The organism is Terriglobales bacterium (genome assembly GCA_035624455.1).
Classification (GTDB): Bacteria; Acidobacteriota; Terriglobia; order Terriglobales; family Acidobacteriaceae; genus DASPRM01.
In genome coordinates, this window is sequence record DASPRM010000086.1 from 1 (window position 1) to 23,938 (window position 23,938).

Sequence of the window (23,938 nt, forward strand, 5' to 3'; positions counted from 1 at the left end):
GCTAGCGGCTCGCGTTTCTTGTCGCGTTCTGACCGCGAGCGGCGAAAGTTGCGGGCAACCGCAGCGGGAATGCGACTACGTATGTAGGCTCTTTACTGGCAGCCGCTTCGGACGCGGGTTCGACTCCCGCCGCCTCCACCAGTCTTTGTAATTCTGGACACAACACTCTTCGCAACGCCCTCCACGGCGCGGCACCCAGCTTGCCCCGCAGTCTCAAGAACATGGAGTACAACCAATTTGGCAAGCGACAGCTGCTCGCCGGCTGCTGTCTAACAGACCGGACGTATTAGACTAGCCTCGCAGTTGGGAAAGGCTTAGCACGACTATCTGAAGGATCATTCCTGGCATCCCGGTTGCTCTTAGTCGGGCAGTGGGCCTACTGGCGCTGGCAATTGCCAGTTTGTCCCTGGTTTGCCAACCGGGGGCCGGTGGCGTTGGCCATCATGGGAGGATTGCATGAGCGAAGATCCGAAGCGGCCCATACTTGTACTGCTTACCAGTCACTGGGTCAGCATGCTGGGCGTGGCGCTGGTGACCACCGCCGGGTTTTCCTGGCTCTTCGTTCTGCCGATCCAACTTCGTGGACATGCCAGCAACCCCTACATCGGGATTGTGGTTTTTATTTTCATCCCGGTTATTTTCGTCTTAGGCCTGATATTGATCGCGCTTGGGGTTTTCCTTGCCCGGCGGCGCATTGAACGCGCCGAGCAAGCGCTCCTGGCGACCGCTGACCGGCGAACCTACATTCGGAGGTTCGCGATTTTCTTCGCGGCGACCACCGCGGTCAACATCGTGATTGGGACCCAGGGCACCTACCGTGCTGTTCAGCATATGGAGACGCCGCAGTTCTGCGGACAGAGCTGCCACGTCATGAAACCGGAATTTACCGCCCACGAAAAATCGCCGCACGCGCGAGTGGAGTGCGTGGATTGCCACGTTTCCCCCGGTGCTGTTGGCTGGGTGGAAAGCAAGAAAGCCGGCACGCGGCAGTTGATGGACGTGGTTTTCCATCGTGTCCACTACCCGATTGAATCCGCCATGGAAAGCAATCGTCTTGTCCCCGCCAGCGACACCTGTGAGCAGTGTCACTGGCCGCAAAAATTTGACGCCGTAAAGCTACGTGTGATTTTCCACTTCCAGGACGACGCGGCCAACACTCAGACACAGACGGTTTTGATGATTCTTACGGGCGGGGGAGAGCTTGGCGGCATTCACGGGAAACACTTCGGCCCCGGAGTTGAAATCCATTACGCAGCTGCGGATGCCAAGCGTCAGACCATTCCCTGGGTGGAGTACCGGAACCAGAGTACCGGCGAGTCCCGAACGTTCTTGGCGGATGGCTCAACCGCGCAGTCTGTCGCGAATCTACCGCGCTATCAGATGCAGTGCGTCGATTGCCATAACCGTCCAACCCACACCTTTGAGCTTCCGGAGCGCGCCGTCGACCGAGCCATGGGGCTGGGAAACATTTCTCCAACCCTGCCCTTTATAAAAAAGAAGGCGGTGGAACTGCTCAAGGCGAACTATTCCAGTAACGAAGAGGCTTCGCGGATGATCCCGGCGGGATTAGCCGAGTATTACCGGCAAAGCGACCCGGTCACCTCGTCGCAGCGCGGCAAGGATATATCGAAGGCTGGCGCTGAGATTGCCGCAATCTACAATCGGAATGTGTTTCCCGAACTCAAGGTCACCTGGGGCACGTATCCCAACAATCTCGGACACACCGATTTCTTGGGGTGCTTCCGTTGCCACGACGGCTCGCACTCCACCTCCGATCAGAAGGCAACGATTACGCAGGATTGCAGCACGTGCCACGAGCCGCTCGCCATCGAAGAGGCATCTCCTGGGGTATTGAAGACGCTTGGTCTTGAAGAACGCATTACCAGCCTGCAAAAACCCTGAAGCTAAAGGAGCTAAACGATTTGGGATCAGATGGTACGTCCGTTGCAGAATCCTCTCGTGCGCCGCGAGAATCTGATTACCAGAGCCTGTTGAGGAGGAAGAGCGGATGTCCCTTACGCTAATTGGCATTTGCCTTGCGGGATTGTGCCTGGTGATTGTAATTTGGATCAGACGCAGGAGAGATATGCGGGAGCTGGAGCTGCATAGCATTACACCAGAGGCTCTCCATGCATTGTTGGCCTCGAATCAAAAGTTACCACTTTTTGATGTTCGCCAGCCCCTGGATTTGTTGGCCGATTCCGAGATTATCGCTGGCGCAACCAGGATTCCACCAAAAGAGCTGCTTCAGAGTCCATCCCTCATCCCGAACGATAAAGATGCTGTCATTTACTGCACCTGCCCTGGTGATAAAACCAGTCGAGCTGTCTTGCATCGAGCGCAGTCTCTGCATTTCACCAGGATCAAATTCCTCAGGGGTGGACTGGCAGCCTGGAAAGCAAAGGGCTATCCGGTTGAGCCGTACCTGAAGTCTTTCCACCTCGACACCAGGACCTAGCTTTACCTTTGACGGGATACGTCGGGAATGGCGGCACGCCTTCGCTCGCCGCGACCCGTCGGAGGACGAGGTCCGAAGCCGGAAATGCATCCGGCTCGGCAAGCGCGCGGAGCGCGGCATACTGCGCAGTCGTGTTCGCGCCCCTGACATTCCTCGCGGCTAACGACTCTCGCTGAAGCGCTCTTCCTTCCAGGGATCGCCGTGCATGTTGTAGCCGTTCTGCTCCCAGAAGCCGGCGATGTCGCGATTGAGAAATTCCAGGCCACGCACCCACTTCACCGACTTCCAGCCATAGAGATGGGGAACGATCAGGCGCAGCGGATAGCCGTGCTCGGGGGTGAGCGGCTCGCCGTCGTGGTGAGTGGCGAAGAGGACGTTGTCGCGGTCGAGGTCGGCGAGCGGAATGTTCGCGGTGTATCCCTGCTCGGCATGAACCAGGACGAAGGCTACACCCGGCTGGAGCCGGACAAGGCGAAGGATCTGGCGGAAGCCGACACCTTCCCAATGATTGTCGAAGCGGCTCCAGCGGGTGACGCAATGGAAGTCGCTTGTGACGGAGGTCTTCGGAAGGGCGTCGAACTCAGCCCACGTCAAACGAAGCGGGGCTTCCACGAGTCCGTAGAGGCGGAAATCCCAGGTGGCGGGATCGAAGCGCGGAATCGATCCATAGTGCAGCACCGGCCATTTCAGCGTGGCCGATTGCCCGGGTGGCAACCGGTGCTCCTGCCGCATCTTCTTCTCCAGTTCCCTGCGTTCATTGCCTTCAAATAGCATTCAGCGTCTCGCCTGCGTGAGGTCCCAAGAATCTGATCCGCGGAGTGCGAGGAAGTTGCAAATTGTGTCAGGTCGCGCCGGCGCGCCTCCTCCTTGGCCTCGCCACTTGCCAGCCGGGTGCAAGTTGCCTATAGTCGCGTGCCCGGAATAGGGGAGCGTCGAAAGGACACGGAAGAAGTGGCTCATTATCTGCTGGGAGTAGATATCGGGGGCACAAAGGTTGCTGCCGGACTGGTGAACGATCAGGGCGCTCTGGTATTTAAGACGCGCAATCCCATGAATCCGACGGGCACGGCGGAAGAGGGCTTTGCGGCCGTGCGCACTGCAATCGATTCCACGTTCGCGCAAAACCCAGGCCTAAAGGTGGAGGGGATCGGCATCATTTCGCCCGGTCCGCTCGATCCCAAGCGGGGCGTAGTCATCAATCCTCCGAACATTCCTGGCTGGCGGAATTTCGAACTGGCCAAGGAAGTGGAGCGCGCGTACCACCTTCATGTCCTGCTGGATAACGATGCCAATGCCGCCGGCCTCGCCGAAGCGGTCTGGGGCGTTGGCAAAGGGTACGAGAACGTACTGTACGGCACGTTGGGCACAGGCTTTGGTACCGGAATTATTCTCCATGGCCGCATATATCACGGGCGCACTGGCGCGGCGGCCGAAGGCGGACACGTATCGATCGACTATCGCGGCGCCGTGTACTGCAATTGTGGCAAGCCGGGATGCATCGAGGGATTGGTATCGGGGACTGGAATCGCGCGACGTGCCCGGGAGAGGGTGGCAAAGGGTGGACAGGCTGGAGCCACGATTCTCGAGCTTGCGGGCGGCCGAATTGAGAACGTCCACGGAGAAACCGTAGGATCGGCATGGCATCGGGGCGATCCGCTGGCCAAAGAAATTTTGCAGGAGACCGCGGATTTTCTCACCGTTTGGGTGGGCAATATGATCGATGTGCTGGAGCCGGACGTAATCGTTTTCGGAGGCGGTGTCAGCGAGTTGATGCATCCCTGGTTCAGTTACATCCAGCAGCAGGCGCCGAAGTGGTCGGTGAATCAGCGCGCAGCGGAAATCCCACTGCTGGAGGCGAAATTCGGCGCCGATGCCGGGATCGCTGGTGCGGCGGCGCTCTGCCTGGGGATCAAAGCGAGTGCGTCGAGCGGCGTCACTGACTGAGAAAACACCTCAGGAATTGGTGAAGTCCTGTCCTGAAGAGCATTCGTTACAGCAACCATTTAAACTAGTCGCCCAGCATCACAAATGAGGACCAGCCATGGCTGTTAAGCCGATCACCTTTGCAAAGGGCAAACACGACATTTCATTGCTTCCTGGGATGGCGAATCGCCATGGATTGATTGCCGGCGCTACCGGGACCGGAAAGACCATCACGCTGCAAGTCCTGACCGAGCAATTCAGCGAGCGCGGTGTGGCGGTGTTCTTGGCGGATGTGAAAGGCGACCTGGGGGGTATCAGTCAGCCCGGTGGAGACAGTTCAAAGGTACAGGAGCGAGTGAAGGAGCTCAAACTCAGCGCTTACAAACCCACTGGCTATCCGGTGGTCTTCTGGGATGTCTTCGGGGAGCAGGGCCATCCAGTGCGAGCCACCATCTCGGAAATGGGACCGCTCTTGCTCAGCCGCATGTTGAACCTCAACGAAACACAAACCGGAGTGCTCAGCATTGTCTTCAAAGTGGCCGACGACACCGGATTACTGCTGCTGGACATGAAAGACCTGCGGGCGATGCTGGAATATGTCAATGAGCATGCGGCGGAGATTCAGGGACAGTATGGCAACGTCTCTGCCGCCAGTGTGGGCTCAATTCAGCGCGGATTGCTCTCGCTTGAGCAGCAGGGAGGCGAGAAGTTCTTTGGTGAGCCAGCTCTGAATCTTGAAGATCTGCTGCAGAGCGACGCCAGCGGCAGGGGCATGATCAACATTCTGATGGCGGGCAAGTTGATGCAGACGCCGAAACTCTATGCCACGTTCCTGTTGTGGATGCTCTCCGAGCTGTTCGAGCAGCTGCCTGAAATTGGCGATCCCGAGAAACCCAAGCTGGTTTTCTTTTTCGACGAAGCGCATCTGTTGTTCAGTGACGCACCCAAGATTCTGCTCGACCGCATCGAGCAAGTCGTGCGCCTGATCCGCAGCAAAGGGATTGGAGTGTACTTGGTGACGCAGAATCCTTTGGACGTGCCTGACACCGTGCTCGGCCAACTGGGGAACCGGGTGCAGCACGCGCTGCGGGCTTTCACACCGAAAGATCAGAAGGCAGTCAAAGCCGCCGCTGAGACGTTCCGCGCCAATCCCGGGCTGGACGTCGCCAAGGCCATAACCGAACTGGCGGTAGGTGAAGCCCTGATATCCACCCTCGACGAAAAAGGCATGCCTGGTATCGTAGAACGTGCCCTGGTTTTCCCGCCGCAGAGCAAGCTCGGTCCCATCACTCCCGAACAGCAGCGCCAGATCATCCAGCAGTCGGTATTGTTTGGTCACTACGAGCAGGCCGTGGATCGCGAATCCGCTTACGAACGTCTGAAGCAAAAGGCTGGCGCCTCTCCCGCCCCGCTTCCAGCTGGACAAGAGCAACCCACGAGCGGCTGGAGCCTGGGCAGCGTGCTGGGACAATTGGGATTGGGCGGTGCAGGCACACCGGCATCGCGTGGACGAGGACGTCCTCCAGAGACGCTGGCACAGGCAATGGCAAAAAGCGCAGCTCGAGCCATGGGAAGTTCGGTGGGACGGCAGATCGTGCGAGGAATTATGGGTTCAATCCTGGGCAGTTCGCGTTCCAGCAGGTACTGAGGCCCAGCCTGGTCAGCTGATCAGCCCCCGAGCCATAAACACAACTCCGATCACCATAAACACAAACGAGAACAGCCAAAAGTTACGCAAGTCAGTGAGCAGCGCGATCGAGCAGAGGACGATGGCGATCTCCAGGAAGATCTCCGCGGTATCGAACTGATTGGCTTTGCGGGAAGCGGCATTGGACTCAGCCTCCAGTTCCTGGGCTTTATGCTGGATCTCTTCGGCATCATTCTTCTGGACTCCGGCGCGGCTGTGGAAGTCCTCCGCCAGCTTCTGGCCGCTTGCGATAATGCCGGCCAGCTGCGAGTCCGCTTCGTACATATGCGAGCGGACGTTCTTTGCCTGGTAATAAGCCCATTGGTCATTGGCCTTCGTCTGAATGAGCACCTCTTCGGTGTGAGCACGGTGGCCGAGCATGGTCGCAACGGCTAACAACACCGCGATGATGGCCATGGTCAGGCCGATCCTGCGCTCTTCCGACCGCTTAGCTTTTTCCAGACCTTCCTTCAGCTCTTGCGTTTCCATGCTTTTCACCACAGAGGACACAGAGGATAGCAGACACCAAACCCAAATTCACCACAGAGGATACGAAGGGGCGCGAAGGCATTTGAGCATCCGGCTGGCTTTCGTTAAGTGATCATTTTAAGTTGGGAAAGCAGAGAGGCATCGCCCGCTGCCGAGGCTCAGCATGACCCGAGTGCTATTTCCTATTTCTGTTGTGTGGGTTCGTGTACTTTGTGGTTCAGTTCTTACCGCGTCACCCGCTCCTCGGGCATCACTTGGCTTCGGACGCGTTCCAGCAACCGCTTCAGCTCGCCACTGAACTGCACGGGATAGGTGTCGGCGGAAGAAAGGTCACGATAGCGCTCAGGAATTCGTTGCAGTTGCTGCCGGAAACGGTTTTGAATCTGAGGCAGGGTCGGTGATCGATCGGTACGCCTGCCGTCTTTCATCACGCACGTCAAGAGAGGTTCTGTGTCAGGGCATTTTTCTCCGGCGCAGGCGACCAGATCATGTGAGTAGTGTCCGCCGGCGTTGGCAAAGCGAAAGATCTGCTTCGTTCCGGGATAGTTCATCTTGTCCTGGCTAAACTTGGCGTGGTAGCTCTTCTGACTGCCTTCCTTTACTTCCACCAGTTTGTATACGCCGCTGAGCGCGGGAGCGTCGGAAGAGGTGGCCAGCGCCGTGCCTACTCCGAAAGCGTCAATGGCCGCGCCCTTGCGGATCAAGCTGGCTATTTTTGTTTCGTCAAGATCGCCGCTGGCAAAGATGCGCGTACTGCTGAGCCCTGCCCGGTCCAACTTATTGCGAACGGCACGCGAGAGCTCCACCAGATCGCCGCTGTCCAGGCGTATTCCCTGCGGTTTGAGGCCTGCCGCGATGATCTTGTCTACAGCGGCTAGGGTGTCGTAGGTGTCGACGAGGAGCACCGATGTTTCGGGAAACACCTGGCAGTAACGGCGGAAGGCTTCCAGCTCATCGGGCATTGCCATCACGAACGAGTGGGCCATGGTGCCAAGCGTAGGTATTGCGAAGCGGAAGCCCGCCTCCACATTCGAAGTGCCCGCTAAGCCGGAAAGATATGCCGCCCGCGCGGCCAGCACGCCCGCTTCCGGACCATGCGCGCGGCGCGCGCCAAACTCGACGACATCTCTGCCCTGGGCGGCATCGACAATGCGCGCGGCCTTGCTCGCAATCGAAGTCTGAAACGTGATGGTGGTAAGCAGGAATGTCTCGACCAGTTGCGCCTCTATGATTGGCGCCGTGATCCGCAACAGCGGCTCGAGCGCGAATACGGGAGTTCCCTCCGGCACCGCCCAGACTTCGCCGGTAAAACGGAGACTCGCGAGATAGTCAAAGAAAGCCGGGCCCACGTGCTTAAAGGAAGGGTGCGCGCGAAGAAAATCGATTTCCTCAGGCGAGAGACAAACGGATTCCAGGAAATCGAGCGCCTGTTCCAATCCGGCGGCGATCAGATAGCGGCGCTCGGGCGGCAGATGGCGGACGAAGAGTTCGAAGCTGGCCACAGGTTGAAAGCGGCTTTCAAAGAAAGCTGCCGCCATGGTGATCTCGTAAAGATCAGTGAGCAGCAGTGATCGCGGGCAAGCTGGATCGAAAGGTTGGTTCATTGGGTACGATTTGTGCCCTAGCGATTATAGGCGGAAGCCCCTGGAGGAGAGGACAGGGCTTGCCTCACTGCCCGCTGGTCGCACTCAGATTGGCGGCTGGCCGCACCAGACGCATGTACTCTTCCAGGGTCACAAACCGGTATCCGTGGCTCTTGAGCTCAGGGATCAGCTTCTCGATGGCTGGATAGGTAGTGGAAAGCTCGTGGAAGGTGAGGATGTGCGTGGTCACGCCATGCTTCTCGCGGTCAGCGATCTGTCGCAGCACGGAGTCGGTCAACGACGGCTTGGGGCACTGACTTGCCCTGCCTGCACAGAGATAGTCCAGCGAGTTCACATCGCGCAGGGCGATCGGCAGCTCCGATGAGATGGTCAGGATGTGATAGCCGCGAGCTTGGAGATCACGCGCCAGTTCGGGAGTCATGATCCAGTCCGGGGGACGAAGATAGAGCGGCGTCCTGCCGGTGACCGACTTCACCATTTGCGCGCCTTTGTCTACGTCGGCAACAGCCCCAGTTTCGCCTTTCTGTTTTTCCAATAGGCGCAATTGGACGTGGCTGTAAGTGTGATTTTCGATCTCGTTGCCGCGGCGGAACGTTTCGCGCGCAGCATCGAGGCAAGTTTTATCGATCCTGGGCTCGCGGCGGTCGCCGTAACTTCCAGGAGTCAGTCGCCATCCCATCACAAAGAAAGTAGCCTTGACCTGATCTTTGTCGAGCAGATCGAGCAGGCTTGGCGTGGGCTTCTCCGCTCCTGGGGGCGTGCCAAAGAGCACGTAAGGGCGGGGGCCGTCATCAAAAGTCAGCGCAATCAGCTTTTCCTGCGACGCAAAAGAGTTTGCGGTAGTAGCGAGTAGGGCGACAAGCAGGCCGATAATTTTCTTCATATAGTTCTGGAGCGGGGGCTTCAACACCATCTTTCTACGGAAGGGACCCACGCGTCATGTCGCAATGGTGCTGATACCAACCGGCATGTCAATATGGGATTCTGTGGATCGTGTCAGGCGTGGGCACTCATACCCGCGGGTTTAACCGAAGTCGCAGGCGAGAGTTGACTGTAGTGTGCAATTTCCGGGAGAGCGGCTCTAAATGGCTTCTTCGCGTGCAGGCAGCTGTTGCCCATCGACGACGATGCCGTACTTGGCACCCAGGAAGCTGCGGAGTTCGACAGGGAGCGCTTCCGCCAGTTCCTGCCAGGTAAGCACTTTGCAGCGGCGACGCAGGTCGCCCGGCTTCACCGCCCGCACCACCAAGAACCATGCTTCAATCAAGTCGGGGCGCCGGGCATCGGTGATCACGCAGAAAGAATCTCCAGTCGCGTGAGCGGCCATGACATTCCGCAACAGCTGGTAGGAGAGATATGTTTCCCTCGTCTGCGGCAACAGGCTACGCTGGAAAATCACATCGAAATCGCGATATTGCTGTACGAACTTTTTCGTCTTCTGCTGAAAGCCAGGTTCGGTCAGCTTCGACTCGACCAGCAGATTCCCCAGGCGCATATCAACTTCAGTGCGGTCGAAGCGGCCGTTCAGCAGGGGTACCCGGGCTCTCATCCCGAATTGTGGGGCACATCCCAGTTCCACTCCCATCATTCCAATCAGTGAGCTGCTTTCACACACGCAGGGATAGCAGAAGACATTCATCAGCAGCGCATCGGAGCTGTTGCACGAGTCGAGCTCGCGCCACCTGCGGTCGCTCCGCGGCAGCGAGCTTTTCGATTGGCTGTGCGGCTTATTCAGCCGACGCTTCCAGTCCGGCTTGGCGAGGATCGCGGCGTAGCTGGCGTCAAGAAAATTTCCGTGCCGCAAGGCATCGGCGGAGGGCTCGTAGGCAACGGTGGGTTCGGCACCGTAGCTGAGCTGATGTGGCAGCCGATGAACCTGTGCGTACTCCTGATTACGACGATTCAGTTCCAGGCGAAGAGCAGTGGCGAACATAGAAGAACCGGGATCAGCAGTCAGCAGTCAGTAATCTGAGCGATGGTGGCGCAGCCTTCAGCCACTCAGATTGGCGGACTACAAAATTGCCCGATTGCAGTGTGATTTTATGCGGCTACCACTGGCTTTGGCACGATCCGGTATTTCAAGAATTGCTGACCCTGCCGGGTGATGACAACCTTGTAATCGATACAGGAGATCAGTTCAGCGCTTTCCAGGAAGTGCACCCATTGTTCGAAGCTGCTTCCATCGTAAAGCTCGGGATAGCGGGATGCGAGTTCGATGTACAAACGCCGGAAGCGAACCAGCGCGATCCCGCGGGTTCCGGCGGCAGCGGTCGTTTGCAGAGCGCAAACCTGGCTTTCCCAAAGAATGGCGGAATCTTCTTCAAAGGCGTGCGCGACGGAGAGTACAGAAAAAGGCTTATCCGATAATTGCAAGCACAAATGCCGCGATTCCCGCTTTTCCGCCAGGTGAGCTATGCCCAAAGCCACAATGACAAGGATGAAGAAAATGAACGAGGCGAGAGTCACGAAAACCACGGGCATAAATCACCCCAGACCACATCCCAGACTCAACTAAGTTACCCCAGTTTTCTTCACCCAGCAACGGCTCGTTTGACCTTCTGGCAATTTTCTGGGTCGAGATATTGCTGAACGCTCTCCAGGATCTCCCGGTGACGCCATTTATTGACAAACGCGCTGCCACCGAGCGAGGCAAAATGTTGCTCGGCAAAGGCATCCGTTTCTCTTGACTCCAGAATGATGATCGGGGTTGCCTGTTGGTGGGTGCGGGCGGCGTCTAGAATCCGCTTGCAACTGAGCTCTGGGGGATGGTCTGAGGCGAGGATGAGGTCAAAGGAGCGGGACTCCAGCAAGCCCAGGGCCTGATCGGTGTTCCAGGCCGTGGTGGTTTCATGGCTCTGGTCTTGAAGCAGGCGCTCCAGCTTGATCAAAACTTCCTCGTCGCTGTCAGCAATCAAGATGTGCTTCTGGCTATGGTTCATGAAAGTTCCTCATTTAAAGTGTTCAGCCTCCTGCCGCGCAACTTCTTTCTGCCAGAGCAATGCGATTTACAAGAAACTATCAGGCACAAGACCCAGAGGCTGTGACGGAAATCACGAATTGGGCGCGATTTCTAGCCATCAGTAGGGCGCATTTAGAATCGGGACAACGGCCATCCGTAACGCCAGGCTCGGAATCTATTCTGGGACACTAATTTTGCCAGCAAACCGTCTATATATCGGCATTTATCGGGCTATGTTGAAGTAGTTTCTAGCGCCCTCTCGGGAGGTCTCATGACCACTAGTTATGACGCCATCATCGTTGGTACCGGGCAAGCTGGCCCATCCCTGGCAGTTCGCCTTGCCAGCTCGGGAATGAAAGTCGCAATCATCGAGCGCAAACTTTTCGGCGGCACTTGCGTGAACACTGGATGCATTCCCACCAAGACGATGGTGGCCAGTGCTTACGCAGCTCATATCGCCCGGCGGGCTAGCGATTACGGCGTAGTCGCAGGAGAGATAAGTGTGGATATGAAGGCAGTGAAGGCGCGCAAAGATATGATTTCTGGAAAATCCCGCACCGGCGTCGAGTCCTGGCTGGAGAACACTCCCAACTGCACCGTTTATCGTGGGCAAGCGCGGCTGGAATCGGCGGGCGAGGTCACAGTGGGAGATCAGCGGATCACCGGGGAAAAGGTCTTCCTCAATGTAGGTGGCCGCGCAGTCGTGCCGGACATGCCGGGGGTGAAGGAAGTTCCCTTTCTAAACAATTCTTCGATGATGCAGGTGGATTTTCTGCCCCGGCATTTGATCGTTGTGGGTGGCAGTTACGTAGGACTGGAGTTTGGGCAGATGTTCCGGCGCTTCGGGAGTGAGGTGACTATCGTAGAGATGGCGGCGCGTCTGGTTCACCGCGAGGATGAGGATGTCTCGACTGCGATTCAGCAGATCCTGGAGAAGGAAGGCATCAACCTGCGTCTGAACGCCAAGTGCATTCGCCTCGCGAGGCATCCCCAAGGCCTGGCCGTGGGAGTGGAGTGCGATACCGGCGCGCCCGAGGTGATCGGATCGCACGTGCTTCTTGCCGTGGGCCGGCGGCCGAATACCGATGATCTTGGGCTGGAGAAAGCCGGAGTCAGGCAAGATGAGCATGGTTACATCGTGGTTGACGATCAGCTGCGCACGAATGTGCCTGGCATCTGGGCTTTGGGGGACTGTAACGGCAAAGGCGCGTTCACCCATACCGCCTATAACGACTATGAAATTGTAGCGGCGAATCTGCTGGACAATGACCCGCGCCGCGTCAGCGACCGCATTCTCGCTTACGCTCTCTATATCGATCCGCCGCTGGGACGTGCAGGAATGACCGAGGCCGAAGTTCGCAAGTCCGGCAAGCGCGCGCTCATCGGTACCCGTGCAATGACGCGGGTAGGGCGCGCGGTGGAAAAGGGCGAGACGCAAGGGTTCATGAAGATCCTGATCGACGCGGAGAGCAAGGCGATTCTAGGGGCGTCTATTCTGGGTACCGGCGGCGATGAGGTGATTCATTGCATCCTCGACATCATGTACGCGAAGGCACCGTACACGGTGATGCAAAGAGCCGTGCACATTCATCCCACGGTTTCGGAACTCATCCCTACGATGCTGGGTGAGCTGAAGCCGCTGGGGTGAGGAGATGTCAGGCATATTTGCAGCGCGTCGCCAGCAGGCCTGTGGCGGCACTGAGATCAATGTCCGCGATGAGCAAGCCTACCTGGCCGTAGGGCTGGCAGGCGAGCAGAGTTCCGTCGGGCCGAACGACCGCTGAAGTAGTGGGCGATCCAGTGCTGGCGCAGTTCACGGATGCGAAATAGCAGGTATTCTCAGCCGCCCGACACAACATTGCTTTCTCGTGAAATGTATTCGCGGGATCGGCAAAACTGGAGGGCGCATAGCCGCCATCCTCGTGCTCATGGAAATGCGGGTGGAATACGACCTGTGCTCCCCGGCGGGCGGCCCAGCGAACCGTCTCCGGATAGCGCCAACCTTCATGGCAGATCGCGATCCCGAATGTCAACGGACCGGATTGGAAGAGTCGCCTGCCAGTACCAAAGGAATAGGTGCCCTCTTCGGAAGGATCGAGCTGGACTTTGTCCTGGAAGCCGGCGATCGTTCCATCGCGATTGATGACCACGGCCGTGGCGAGCAAGCCATGATCGACGACGCGTTCGGTGCCGAGAACGACTGCGATATTCGCCTTGGCAGCAGCGGCCGCGATAGTGGACCAGGCCCGCTCGAGAAATGCGGGATCGGGTGGGTCTATCTCCCTTCCCTTTGCCCGGTAACCGGGAACGTAGCACTCCGGAAAACACACGATCTCGGCCCGCTCGGTAGACGCCTGGGCGATCGCTTGCTCGGCCAACGTGAGCGACTCGTCGGCAGTTGCTGGAAATCGCAGGTTGGCGAGGGCGATGCGAATTGGGTTCATGGCGGAATTCTAAATGTGGCTAAGGCTGGAACAGCGGCGGTGTGCTCGCACTCGGGCTTGAAAACTGCAGATCCCTCGCTCGCTGCGCTCGCTTGTGATGACAAAAAAGAGGACTCCTTCGCCGCTGTGCTCTGTTTGGGATGATAAGAATAACCGCAAGATCCTTCGACTGCGCGCCCGCCGATCCGCAAGAAACTGCGGATCGAAATACATCTGCGGGCGCTTCGCTCAGGATGACAGACAAGGCGTCAAAATGCTGAGTGCGGATGACTGAGTGCTGGTTGCTGATGGCCCTATTCACCCGGAGAGAGCGTTCCGATCTTGCTGGAACGCCCATCACCGGGGTCTCTGGAGGAGAAATCAGAATTCGGTGAGCACGCCTGCGACCTGTTCCGCTTCTGCCGTGCCGCGTGCCTTGCCCCTAAAACGCATCTTCCTACCAGCCCAGTTCTGGAAGCGATCCAGATACAGGTAATAGACCGGCGTGATGTAGAGCGTCAGCAATTGCGAGACTACCAGGCCGCCGACAACCGCCAAGCCCAGCGGCTGACGCGATTCGGCACCGGCACCGTATCCCAGCGCAACCGGCAAAGTACCCATCAGGGCCGCCATGGTGGTCATCATGATCGGCCGAAAACGAATGAGGGCGCCGTGATAGATCGCATCCTCTGGCCTTTGCCCGGAATGCTGGGCTTCGAGCGCGAAGTCAATCATCATGATGGCATTCTTCTTGACGATGCCGACCAGCATGATGATGCCCACAAACGCATAAAGATTCAGTTCAAGATGGAACAGCTTCAGCGTCAGCAGCGCGCCCAGACCTGCGGCGGGCAGCCCAGACAAGATAGTAATGGGATGAATGAAGCTCTCATAAAGGATGCCCAGCACGATATAGATCACGGCGATGGCCATCACCAGCAGTAATCCCATGCCGCGGAAGGAGGATTCAAATGCCTGAGCAGTCCCCTGGAAGCTGGTCGTGATGGTGTCGGGCAGGATTCGGCGCGCAACCCGGTTGACCTCGGAAACGGCATCACCCAGTGCCACTCCCGGCGCGAGATTGAACGACATGGTTACTGCAGGCAGCTGGCCAAGATGGTTCACAACCAGCGGACCCAGGGTGTTGGTCAGCTTGGCCACGGTGTTGAGGGGGACGAGTTGCCCACCGCTGGAGCGGATGTAAAGCATGGACAAAGCGGAGGGGTCCATCTGGAACTCAGGCAGAACTTCCATCACCACCCGGTAAGCATTGTTGGGGGCATAGATGGTAGAAATCTGGCGTGCTGAGTAAGCGGTGTAGAGTGCGTCCTCCACTTGTGCGGCGGTCACTCCGAGTGCAGCGGCTTTATCGCGGTCAATCTCGATGTTGACCTGCGGATTTTTCATCAACAGGTCGCTGGTCACGTCCTGCAGACCGGAAACTTTCTTCAGTTCATTCTCGAATTTCGTGGCATAGGAATAGAGCTCGTCGGTGTCGGGGCTCTGCAAGGTGAACTGGTATTGGCTCTTGGTGAGTTGACCGCCGATGCGAATCAACGGCGGATTCTGCAGATACACGTTAATGCCGGGAATTCTGGCGAGAACGGGACGAAGCTCCTGCTGAATCTGATCCACGTGTGGCCGTTGGGCGCGCGGCACAAAGCGCATTACCAGGAAACCCTGGTTGTTGGCGCCGCGGGGCACGGCCATAAAGAATGAGTTGATGTACTTGCCATTCTTCGATTCCAGGATGGTATTCGCCACCGCCAGCTGATGGCGCACCATGTCGTCGAAAGAAATTCCTTGTGCCGCTTCGCTGAAGCCATAGAGCTGGCCCTGATCCTCACTGGCCAGAAAACCCTTCGGCATGCTGCTGAACAGATAGCCGGTGGCGACCAGCAATATGAGTGAAACCGTCATGGTCGCCAGCTTATGGCGCAGGACTACCTGGAGGGTGCGATCGTAGACGTGGAGCATGCCATCGAACACCCGCTCTGAAGCCATGTAGAGCTTTCCATGCCTGGCTTCGCTTCCCTGCTGCTGGGCACGCAGGATGCGGCTGCACAGCATGGGCGTGAGGCTGAGAGAAACAAATCCGGAAACGAGGATGGCCACACCGATGGTGACGGCGAACTCGTGCAGCAACCGGCCTACGATTCCGCCCATGAACAGGACCGGCAGGAACACGGCGGCCAGCGAGAGCGTCATGGACACAATGGTGAAGCCAATTTCGCGCGCACCGCGCAATGACGCCTGAAAGGGCTGCTCGCCCATTTCCATGTGGCGGACAATGTTCTCCAGCATCACGATGGCGTCATCGACTACGAAGCCCACGGAGAGCGTCAGCGCCATGAGCGAAAGATTGTCCAGCGAATACCCCAGCAGGTACATCACCGCGAACGTGGCAATGATGGAGAACGGCAGAGCGAGACTGGGGATCAGCGTCGCTGAAAGATTGCGCAGAAAGAGAAAGATGACCAGAATCACCAGGACGAGGGCGAGAAAGAGCGTGAACTTCACATCGTTCACCGACTCGCGGATCGTCTTGGAGCGGTCATAAAGAACGTCGAGGCGAACTGAGCCCGGCATCTGCTGGCGGAAGGCGGGCATCAGCGCGCGGATGTTATCGACGACTTCCACCGTGTTGGTTCCCGGCTGGCGTTGAATGGCGAGCACGATAGCTCGATCCAGATTGCCGGGACCGCTGGAGAACCAGCCGGCGTTCTTGTCGTTTTCCACGCTGTCGAAGACATGACCGATTTGTTGCAGCCGGACCGGTGATCCATTGCGATAGGCCACAATCAACGGTTGGTATTCGGCGGCACGCATCAGCTGGCCGTTGGCCTGCAGGGTGAAAGCCTGACGGGTGCCCCACAGTGTCCCGGTCGGGACGTTCACATTGCCGTTTTGAACTGCATTGTTGACCTCATCGATGCCGATTTTTTGAGTGGCAAGCGCGCGCGGATCCAGTTGCACGCGGACGGCATACTTCTGTGCGCCAAAGACACTAACCTGGGCCACGCCGCTGACCATGGAGATGCGCTGCGCCATCAAGGTTTCGGCATACTCGTCCACATCGGACAGCCGCAACGTGGGAGAACTCAAGGACAGATATAGAATCGGCTGATCGGCAGGATTCACCTTCTGGTAGGAAGGCGGATAAGGCAGGTTCTGTGGCAGATCCCGCCCTGCCTTGGCGATCATTGACTGGACGTCCTGGGCGGCGGCGTCGAGGCTGCGGCTGAGCTCAAATTGCAGTGTGATTTGGGTGCTGCCCAACATGTTGACCGAGGTCATCTGGTCCAGGCCGGCGATGGTCGAGAACTGCTTTTCCAGCGGCATGGCAACGGAGGACGCCATGGTGTCGGGACTGGCGCCCGGCAGAGTGACGCTTACCTGAATGGTGGGAAAATCGACATTGGGCAGATCGCTGACCGGCAGGGCGCGATAGCCCATGATTCCGAACAACAGAATCGCCAGCATGACCAGGGTGGTCATCACCGGCCGCCGGATAAATAGTTCAGCGATGTTCACGAACCGTTGCCTTGTCTCACTGGAGCCTGCTCAGTCGTAGCGGTGGAATTGCCACTGCCGCCCAGCGCACTGAATGCGACCTTCGCTCCCGGAACCAGCCGCAATTGGCCGTCGATCACCACGCGCTCACCTCCCTGCACACCTGAGCTGAGCACAGTCTGGCTTTCAATGGCGCGGTCCACCTTAACCGGGCGCATCTCCACCGTGTTGTCGTGCTTGACTACAAAAACAAAGGGACCCTGTTGTCCTGTCTGGATCGCAACCGAGGGAACCAGGAGTGCATTGGCCTGCGTTCGCAAGGTCAAAACAGCATTGGTGAACAGTCCGGGCCACAGCCGATGATCGGTATTAGCAAACTCGCCTTTCAACTTGATCGTCCCGGTCATCGGATCGACGGTGTTATCGATGAAGGCGAGCTTTCCGATCGCCGGTTTTGGATCGTTGGGAATATAAGCCTCTACGATTAACGGGCGCGTAGCCATTTCCCTTTTGATCTCCGCCAGAGCTGCCTCGGGAACCGAGAAGGTGGCATAGATGGGCTGGATCTGGTTGATCGTAACCAGTCCGGTGTCGGCATTCGCCTTGACCATGTTGCCGCGGTGGACAAGCAAGTTGCCGGTGCGGCCGTCGATCGGGGAGTAGAGATTGCAGTAGGTCACCTGGACCTTGGCGTTCGCGACTGCCGCGCGGTCAGCGGCTACGGTAGCTTCCATCGCGTCATAAGACGTACGCATAAGGTCGTTTTGCTCGTCCGAGATGATGCCGTCCTTGTTCAATCCGGCATAGCGCTCCGCCTGCGCCTTGGCGTGCGCCAATTGAGCGATGTCGCGGGCAAGATTGCTCTCCGCCTGTTTCAGCTCGGCTTCAAATTGCCGCTGGTCGAGGGTGAAGATCAGTTGCCCCCGTTTGACGAAATCGCCCTCTTTAAAGAGGACGCCAGTCAATTCACCACTGACCTGGGTTTTCACCGATACCGTCGAATAGGATTCGATGTTGCCGACGGCCCGCAGCTGCACCGGCATGTCTTTTTGAACGACCGCGGCGACCACTACGGGCACACCTTCCTTGGGCGGCGGCGGCGATTTCTTGGGGCGGCACGATGGGAGCAGGATGATGGCAACAGCAATCGCGAGCGAGCTGGCCACCGCGATGACAGCTCTGCGTCGGTAACTTAGAGGTGCTCGCGCCATCAGTTCCCAGTTCCCTTTCTCGCCTTTAAACGGCGCGCATGATTGCCGTTGCCCGAGGAAGCTGATTCAGTACGCATCCCATCCAGCCATATTTTGACGAAGGTGGAGCAAACAAGTTCGGGATCGAAATGCTGGATTTCTTCCCCGCCATAGAGTCCCTGTACCAGGAAGTGGTAGAAGATGGTTCCGAAAAAGCCGCGAGCGGCCAGCAGCGGATCGACTTCGCGAAAGCGGCCTTCGCGAATGCCCTGGCGAATGAAGTCGGCCAGCAAGTCGTAGCAGCCGGTAACATGCGAGCAGAAGAACCGGTAGGAGAGCTCGTGGTTTTCCAGCGCGCTGAAGAGCAGCAAGCGGGTCAGGGTGGTATCGCGATCGAGCAGCATGCGGGCGATATCGCAAAAAATCTGCTCGTCACCTCCTTTTTGTGAAAGGCGAGTGAGCAGCTTCTCGCGAATTCCCTGCTGCTGGGTCTGGTTTTCGATGATGGCCCAGTAAAGCTCTTGTTTGCTGGGAAAATGGCGGAAGATGATGGCTTCGTTGACCCCGGCCTGCTCAGCAATCTGGCGCGTGGTCGTCCCCTGGTAGCCCTGGCGGGCAAACAATTCCGTGGCCACGGTCAGGATCTGATGGCGGCGGTCCACGGCCGGAATACGGGCGTGGGTGAGAGACATAGTAAGTGCTTACTTACTCTATCCCAAAGTCGCGCCGTGTCAATCGCACCGGTCACAAAGAATCAGGTTTCCCTGCCCGCCTCTTCCCAGTGAAAGGGACACCGCTGTATGAGGGCTTATTTGGTTGATTGGCGATGGCTAGCTGTGGGCCACGAAGCGCAGGAAGGAGATCCCCACCCGCATGTGGCGCATGATTGAATCAGGAAAGGACAAGGCCAGGGCCAGCCCCAGCATGCCATGAGCGACCGCCAGGGGATAGAGAGTGCGCCAGCGGCGGAAGGCTTCCACGAAGAAGATTCCTCCCAGCAGGGTTGCCGGTACGAGAATAGGGTTGGGAATGTGCGCCAGCGAGAAAAGAGCAGCGGACATCACCACGGCTTTCCAGTTATCTCCAACCGCGGCTCGAATTCGCCAGAAGAAGAAGGCGTTCAGAATGAACTGCTGCTCGAACGCCCAGACCAGATATAGCAATGCATGTAAGGCTGGGGAGTGCGATGCGTATACGGGCTTCAGTGTACCCAGCGCCCAGGCCGTCCCCAGAACCGAGGAAGCCACCAGTGCGGCAATGGCTATGACCCATATGGAGCCGCGTGCGCCGGAAATCCGAAAACCAATCTGGCGCGGATCGGGGCGGTTCAACAGGGTCAGGAAAACGATCAGCAGCAGAGAAACCATGTACCAGATCTTCTGGGCTGATCCCTCACTCCACAACGACATCTCGATGGCGCCGTAGACGAGAGCGACCTGCGTCCACTGCCACCACGTCCCGACCCGATTCACCTGGGCTTCACATTTCATGGCAAACGTTTCGATAGATGAGGCTTGCGCCGTAGGGGTTTCACGTATTGTGCATCAACTCGCACGGTTTGTGCGCACGCGACGAAAATTTTTTGAACGCCGGTAACCGATCACTGACACGGTAGTGCAATCTGCTACCCTGTTTTCGTGATGGCACGAGCGCCGAGCTTCTGCGGAGTAATCCTGGCTGCCGGGGAATCTTCCCGTATGGGTCGCAGCAAGGCATTGCTGCCCTGGCGGGAAGGGACCTTCCTGAGTACCGCGATTGCGACGCTCAGCATTCATACCGACCTGGTTATCGTCGTAGGGGGGAGAACCGCGGACGAAATACGGCCAGTGGTGTATGCCAACGGCGGTTTCCTGGCGGTGAATCCGGCGGCCGAGCGGGGTCAGTTCAGCTCCTTGCAAGTCGGTGTACAGGAAGTTCTTAACCGCGGCAGGGACGCCGCCGTGGTGACTCTAGTGGACCGGCCGCCGCCTCGCAGCGAAACTGTCGGCCTTCTCCTACAGAGTTTTTTGGACAAATTGTCGCAGGGGAGCTGGGCAGTAGTGCCAGAATACGGCGGACGCCATGGGCATCCCATCGTCATTGGCCGGGAAATGATCACCACCATCCTGGAAGCACCTTCCACTTCCAATGCCCGCGAGATCGAGCATGCTCATCAATCCCAGGTCGCATACATTGCGGTTGACGACCCCCTGGTGGCGGTCAATATCGACACCCCCGAAGAATATGCCGAGTTGATAAACTCGCTGGGACCTACCGTGAAGCAATGAATCCCCCCCAAGCAGACCAGACGGCCGAAACCCGACTTGCCCCCGCGGCGGCACGGTTCATTGACTCGGTGCTGGCGTTGGAAGCGCGTCTGGCGGTCTTCGATTGCGATGGCACCCTCTGGAAAAACGATTCCGGAGAGCTCTTTTTCTATTGGGAAATGGAGCGGGGCCTGGTCTCGGCGGAGGTCGCGGCCAAGCTCAGGAAGCGCTATGACGACTACCGGGCCGGGCTGGTGGGCGAAGAGCAGATGTGCGGCGAAATGGTGACTATGCACGCTGGATTGCGCCAGGTCGACTTGCAGCGCGCCGCCGCCGAATTTTTCCCCCTTAAGATCGCGCCGGGCATCTTTCGGGAAATGAAGGTGCTCACGGAACGGTTACGAGCGATGGGGTGCGAGCTCTGGGCGGTTTCCTCCACCAATGACTGGGTGGTGATTGTAGGCGCCAAGGAATTTGGTATCCCGGCTGAGCGAGTCCTGGCCTGCAGCGTTTATATCGAAAACGGGATGGCAACCGACCGGTTGGTGAGGGTGCCTTCCGATGAAGGTAAAGCTCTGGCGATTCGGGAGGTGATTGGGCGCGTCCCCGACGTGGCATTCGGCAATTCCATCCATGACGCTGCCATGCTGGAGATGGCGGGTCATCCCTTCGTGGTGAACCCTAATCCGGACCTGGAGGGGCTGGCGCGGAAGCGGAGTTGGCCGATCCACAGGCCTGGCGAGGAAACTGGGTTCCTTGCGAAACCCTGAGGGTGCCCCAGTCTAGCCTTCCTTTGGCTAAGGTGGGGGTTTCTGGCTCAATCTTCGATCATTCTCTAAATCGGATATCACCGATCTTAGCCAATGCCTCACGCAGGGCGTCCATCGCCAGGTGGCTGGCATGGGTCGAAGCGGGGGGCAGACCGCCGAGCGCCTCTACCAGCTCTTCCCTGCTGATCTGGCGGCTGTCGGCCACTGTTCTGCCCGCCAGGAGTTCGGCCAGCTTGGATCCGCAGGCGATCGCGGGCACGCAGCCCATGGCCCGGAAGCGCACTTCTTCGATCCTGCCGTCGGCCACGCGTAACGACAGCTTCAGAACGTCACCGCAGGCGGGATTTTGAATCTCGACGGTGACTGTCGGGTTGGAGAGTTCCCCAACGAATCGTGGGTTCTGAAAGTGATCGAGCACCTGGGGCGAATACATGGAGAAATTTGTAGTTGAGTAAATTGTAATGGCTTGACCTTGCGGACAGCGCTGGCGAGTTTCTACGTATTTGACGCAGACTGGTATTCGATTGGGGGATTTTGAGTGCAATCGGGATTTATCGCCAACAGCCTTGGGGGGAATGAAACCTAACGCCCGATTGAACGCTTCAGCAGCCTGAAACCCAAGACCGCGAACACAAGTGCGACTCCCGTCATCAATAGAGCGGGAACAATCATCACTGCGCCGAAAGTACGCGAATCTACTTCGTTTGCGACCATTCTCGGCATAAAGAAGCTTGCGATTCCGAGTCCGAGGCCGAGCACAAGTCCAAACAGCCCCTCGATAAAAGCCCCGACCCTCTCCACCGTGCTCAGTTTCGGAGCGGAAAGTAGGTGTCGGTAGCCTTCGGCTTCGTTGCGAACAGTATCGGGAAAGACAATGTTCCTCTGACGCGACAGCGTGTCGTGTTGCAGCATTTCCGATGGCTGCTTTTGTTTAGATCGGCTTGTCACGCCAGCACTTTACGCTGAAACAGCAAGACTTACCACGATGATTTACCTAATCAGGCGTTAGCGCAAGCTTGCGCCGTTTATTCGCCGCTTAGCCGTTGCGCTCAAGACCAGGCTGAGGCTCTTGGTTGACGGGCAGCGACCCCATCGGACGGCGTGGCATGCAAGCTCAAGTCTTGGCTATCACAAGTAAATTGTAATCGGGCAATTGGAAGGGACATGTGGTCATTTCGCGGCGAGGCCGTTCGCCTTTTCCCGGATGCTGCAATCTTCTCTCCCTCCGCAAGTCGAAACATCCAGCAGGAGAATTCGGATTGACATGCCGAAGCGCACAACGCTAGATTGCTACCGCTTTTCCTAACAGGCCCGGTCCGGTTTCCCCGAATCCCGATTGGTTCCCCCAGTGCATCCGATTGGAGGTGCCTCCATGAGAAAGTGTTATTGCTCATCGTGCACTGTCATCCGGGCCATGGTGTTGGTGGCGATTGTCGTCGCCGCTACCTTTTCGGGGCGAGCGCAAGATGACGTTTACCAACTCAGCTTTTACGCGAATGCCAATAGCCAGATCAGCGATCAGACGATAAACATCCTGAATCCGGGCTGGCAGGGCGCACCCCTCAGCGCTGATCATGGCACGGTTTGCGCGGATATCTACGTCTTCGACGCAAATCAAGAACTTGAGACCTGCTGTGCGTGTCGCATCAGTGCAAACGGAATCCTGACCCTCTCACTGCGCTTGAATCTACTGCCTGCAGCCGCTTTTCCGGGTGGGAGAAGACCCGACACGGGAGTGATCAAGATTGTGTCCGACGCTCTTGCCAACTGCAATGCCACTCACCCTAATCCGGTTCCACAGCTGCGCACTTCGATGACGCACCTGGAACTTGCACCTCCGCTTAACCTCTTTCGGATCGCGAACTCCGAAAGCGATGTTCCATTCGCGGATAGTTTTCTTTCGCAAGAAGAATTGGTTTCCTTGGCGCAGCGATGCCACAAGGCGGCCGGCACGAAGAGAGTGTGCCTCTGCCCGGCAAGCAGTTGAAGGCAGGGCGGCCGATCAGTCTCCAGGGCGCGATTCTCTCATTGAGGTGTGAAGATGGGCGACAGGAATACGAAATCCAGTTCATGCCCGATTCAGCGCTGGCTTTGGATTGTGGCCGTGGCCCTAGCCGTGGCAAGTTGCGTGCCGTGTCTCGCGCAAGTATCAGATGTATACCTACTCACTTACTACAACCAGAATTATTCCAATCTTGGCGTCTTTTCACAGTTCAGTTCCGACCAGACAGTTCGGATTGTCAACCCGGGTGTTCAGCGGGAGATCTGCGCCGACCTCTTCGTATTCGACAATCAACAGGAAATGCTGGAATGCTGTGCCTGCCGAATCAGCGCCAATGGCCTCCTTACGCTCTCCCTACAGTACAACCTGTTACAGGCGCCGCTTGTTCCTGGTTCTGGTTTCTTTCTGGGCCTTCTCAACTCTGGAGTCATTAAGATTGTTTCTGACCACCCTCAAAACTGCGACCCAACTTCACCGGTTCCAGTACGGAACCTGCGGGCCTGGATGAGTCATGTGCAGGGCACCACAATCTCGGACCAGGCTTTTGACTCGAGTGTCCTGATGCAAGGCGAACTCCTTTATCTGGGGCAGACGTGCGGATTCATTGAGAACATAGGCGTGCCTGTCGGTGTGGGCGTTTGTACGTGCCCGACCGGGGCTTAGGGCCGAGCGCT

23 protein-coding genes and 1 other RNA gene are annotated in these 23,938 nt (G+C 57.8%); 10 read left to right on the plus strand and 14 right to left on the minus strand.

What is annotated here, in order from left to right; translation table 11 throughout:
* The 3 genes from ssrA to VEG30_09280 all read left to right on the plus strand — a co-directional run.
* Nucleotides 1–141: a transfer-messenger RNA gene (gene ssrA / locus VEG30_09270) on the plus strand; the annotation flags it as partial.
* Nucleotides 142–456: 315 nt separating this feature from the next.
* Nucleotides 457–1,902, plus strand: a complete 1,446-nt coding sequence (locus VEG30_09275) for a NapC/NirT family cytochrome c (GenBank protein ID HXZ80107.1) — start codon at nucleotides 457–459, stop codon at nucleotides 1,900–1,902.
* 184 nt (nucleotides 1,903–2,086) lie between these two features.
* Nucleotides 2,087–2,458, plus strand: a complete 372-nt coding sequence (locus tag VEG30_09280) for a rhodanese-like domain-containing protein (GenBank protein HXZ80108.1) — start codon at nucleotides 2,087–2,089, stop codon at nucleotides 2,456–2,458.
* Between the two features lie 159 nt (nucleotides 2,459–2,617).
* Here the strand turns inward: VEG30_09280 and VEG30_09285 are convergent, their stop codons facing one another.
* On the minus strand, nucleotides 2,618–3,232 hold the full coding sequence (locus VEG30_09285; GenBank protein HXZ80109.1) for a sulfite oxidase-like oxidoreductase: 615 nt from the start codon (nucleotides 3,230–3,232) through the stop codon (nucleotides 2,618–2,620).
* Nucleotides 3,233–3,409: 177 nt separating this feature from the next.
* Between VEG30_09285 and VEG30_09290 the strand changes: the two genes are divergently transcribed.
* The gene (locus tag VEG30_09290) at nucleotides 3,410–4,402 is read left to right on the plus strand and encodes an ROK family protein (protein HXZ80110.1); all 993 of its coding nucleotides are present in this window, start codon (nucleotides 3,410–3,412) and stop codon (nucleotides 4,400–4,402) included.
* Between the two features lie 97 nt (nucleotides 4,403–4,499).
* Nucleotides 4,500–6,029: a DUF853 domain-containing protein gene (locus tag VEG30_09295; GenBank protein HXZ80111.1), complete on the plus strand. Its 1,530-nt coding sequence runs from the start codon at nucleotides 4,500–4,502 to the stop codon at nucleotides 6,027–6,029.
* A gap of 12 nt (nucleotides 6,030–6,041) precedes the next feature.
* Here VEG30_09295 and VEG30_09300 read toward each other — a convergent pair whose 3' ends face one another.
* The 6 genes from VEG30_09300 to VEG30_09325 all read right to left on the minus strand — a co-directional run bounded on the left by VEG30_09300 (nucleotide 6,042) and on the right by VEG30_09325 (nucleotide 11,076).
* On the minus strand, nucleotides 6,042–6,557 hold the full coding sequence (locus VEG30_09300) for a DUF4337 domain-containing protein (protein ID HXZ80112.1): 516 nt from the start codon (nucleotides 6,555–6,557) through the stop codon (nucleotides 6,042–6,044).
* A 224-nt stretch (nucleotides 6,558–6,781) separates the two neighbouring features.
* Nucleotides 6,782–8,161 (minus strand): nicotinate phosphoribosyltransferase, encoded by a 1,380-nt coding sequence (locus VEG30_09305; GenBank protein ID HXZ80113.1) that lies wholly within the window; start codon nucleotides 8,159–8,161, stop codon nucleotides 6,782–6,784.
* A gap of 64 nt (nucleotides 8,162–8,225) precedes the next feature.
* A complete protein-coding gene (locus VEG30_09310) occupies nucleotides 8,226–9,044 on the minus strand; it encodes a polysaccharide deacetylase family protein (protein HXZ80114.1) in 819 nt (272 codons plus the stop codon).
* Nucleotides 9,045–9,242: 198 nt separating this feature from the next.
* Nucleotides 9,243–10,094, minus strand: coding sequence for a hypothetical protein (locus tag VEG30_09315; protein HXZ80115.1), 852 nt, complete (start codon nucleotides 10,092–10,094; stop codon nucleotides 9,243–9,245).
* 107 nt (nucleotides 10,095–10,201) lie between these two features.
* Entirely contained in the window at nucleotides 10,202–10,642 is a 441-nt protein-coding gene (locus tag VEG30_09320) for a hypothetical protein (GenBank protein HXZ80116.1), read from the minus strand.
* 50 nt (nucleotides 10,643–10,692) lie between these two features.
* The gene (locus VEG30_09325; protein ID HXZ80117.1) at nucleotides 10,693–11,076 is read right to left on the minus strand and encodes a response regulator; all 384 of its coding nucleotides are present in this window, start codon (nucleotides 11,074–11,076) and stop codon (nucleotides 10,693–10,695) included.
* Between the two features lie 315 nt (nucleotides 11,077–11,391).
* On the opposite strand from VEG30_09325, the gene VEG30_09330 reads away from it, so the two are divergent.
* Nucleotides 11,392–12,768: an FAD-containing oxidoreductase gene (locus VEG30_09330; GenBank protein HXZ80118.1), complete on the plus strand. Its 1,377-nt coding sequence runs from the start codon at nucleotides 11,392–11,394 to the stop codon at nucleotides 12,766–12,768.
* A 7-nt stretch (nucleotides 12,769–12,775) separates the two neighbouring features.
* Here the strand turns inward: VEG30_09330 and VEG30_09335 are convergent, their stop codons facing one another.
* The 5 genes from VEG30_09335 to VEG30_09355 form a co-directional block, all read right to left on the minus strand.
* Nucleotides 12,776–13,564, minus strand: a complete 789-nt coding sequence (locus tag VEG30_09335; protein HXZ80119.1) for a carbon-nitrogen hydrolase family protein — start codon at nucleotides 13,562–13,564, stop codon at nucleotides 12,776–12,778.
* Between the two features lie 360 nt (nucleotides 13,565–13,924).
* A complete protein-coding gene (locus VEG30_09340; protein HXZ80120.1) occupies nucleotides 13,925–17,077 on the minus strand; it encodes an efflux RND transporter permease subunit in 3,153 nt (1,050 codons plus the stop codon).
* Nucleotides 17,074–18,267, minus strand: coding sequence for an efflux RND transporter periplasmic adaptor subunit (locus VEG30_09345; GenBank protein HXZ80121.1), 1,194 nt, complete (start codon nucleotides 18,265–18,267; stop codon nucleotides 17,074–17,076). Before VEG30_09345 ends, VEG30_09340 begins: the two co-directional genes overlap by 4 nt.
* A complete protein-coding gene (locus tag VEG30_09350; protein ID HXZ80122.1) occupies nucleotides 18,267–18,938 on the minus strand; it encodes a TetR/AcrR family transcriptional regulator in 672 nt (223 codons plus the stop codon). The genes VEG30_09345 and VEG30_09350 overlap by 1 nt, the downstream gene beginning before the upstream one ends.
* A gap of 138 nt (nucleotides 18,939–19,076) precedes the next feature.
* Entirely contained in the window at nucleotides 19,077–19,736 is a 660-nt protein-coding gene (locus VEG30_09355) for a CPBP family intramembrane glutamic endopeptidase (GenBank protein HXZ80123.1), read from the minus strand.
* Nucleotides 19,737–19,886: 150 nt separating this feature from the next.
* On the opposite strand from VEG30_09355, the gene VEG30_09360 reads away from it, so the two are divergent.
* The gene (locus VEG30_09360) at nucleotides 19,887–20,513 is read left to right on the plus strand and encodes a nucleotidyltransferase family protein (protein HXZ80124.1); all 627 of its coding nucleotides are present in this window, start codon (nucleotides 19,887–19,889) and stop codon (nucleotides 20,511–20,513) included.
* The gene (locus VEG30_09365) at nucleotides 20,510–21,262 is read left to right on the plus strand and encodes a haloacid dehalogenase-like hydrolase (protein ID HXZ80125.1); all 753 of its coding nucleotides are present in this window, start codon (nucleotides 20,510–20,512) and stop codon (nucleotides 21,260–21,262) included. Before VEG30_09360 ends, VEG30_09365 begins: the two co-directional genes overlap by 4 nt.
* Nucleotides 21,263–21,320: 58 nt before the next feature.
* Here VEG30_09365 and VEG30_09370 read toward each other — a convergent pair whose 3' ends face one another.
* Both VEG30_09370 and VEG30_09375 read right to left on the minus strand, forming a co-directional pair.
* Entirely contained in the window at nucleotides 21,321–21,695 is a 375-nt protein-coding gene (locus VEG30_09370; GenBank protein ID HXZ80126.1) for an iron-sulfur cluster assembly scaffold protein, read from the minus strand.
* Between the two features lie 149 nt (nucleotides 21,696–21,844).
* Nucleotides 21,845–22,174, minus strand: coding sequence for a hypothetical protein (locus VEG30_09375; GenBank protein HXZ80127.1), 330 nt, complete (start codon nucleotides 22,172–22,174; stop codon nucleotides 21,845–21,847).
* 460 nt (nucleotides 22,175–22,634) lie between these two features.
* On the opposite strand from VEG30_09375, the gene VEG30_09380 reads away from it, so the two are divergent.
* Nucleotides 22,635–23,249, plus strand: a complete 615-nt coding sequence (locus VEG30_09380; protein HXZ80128.1) for a hypothetical protein — start codon at nucleotides 22,635–22,637, stop codon at nucleotides 23,247–23,249.
* Nucleotides 23,250–23,303: 54 nt separating this feature from the next.
* A complete protein-coding gene (locus tag VEG30_09385; GenBank protein HXZ80129.1) occupies nucleotides 23,304–23,927 on the plus strand; it encodes a hypothetical protein in 624 nt (207 codons plus the stop codon).
* Nucleotides 23,928–23,938 lie beyond the last annotated feature (11 nt).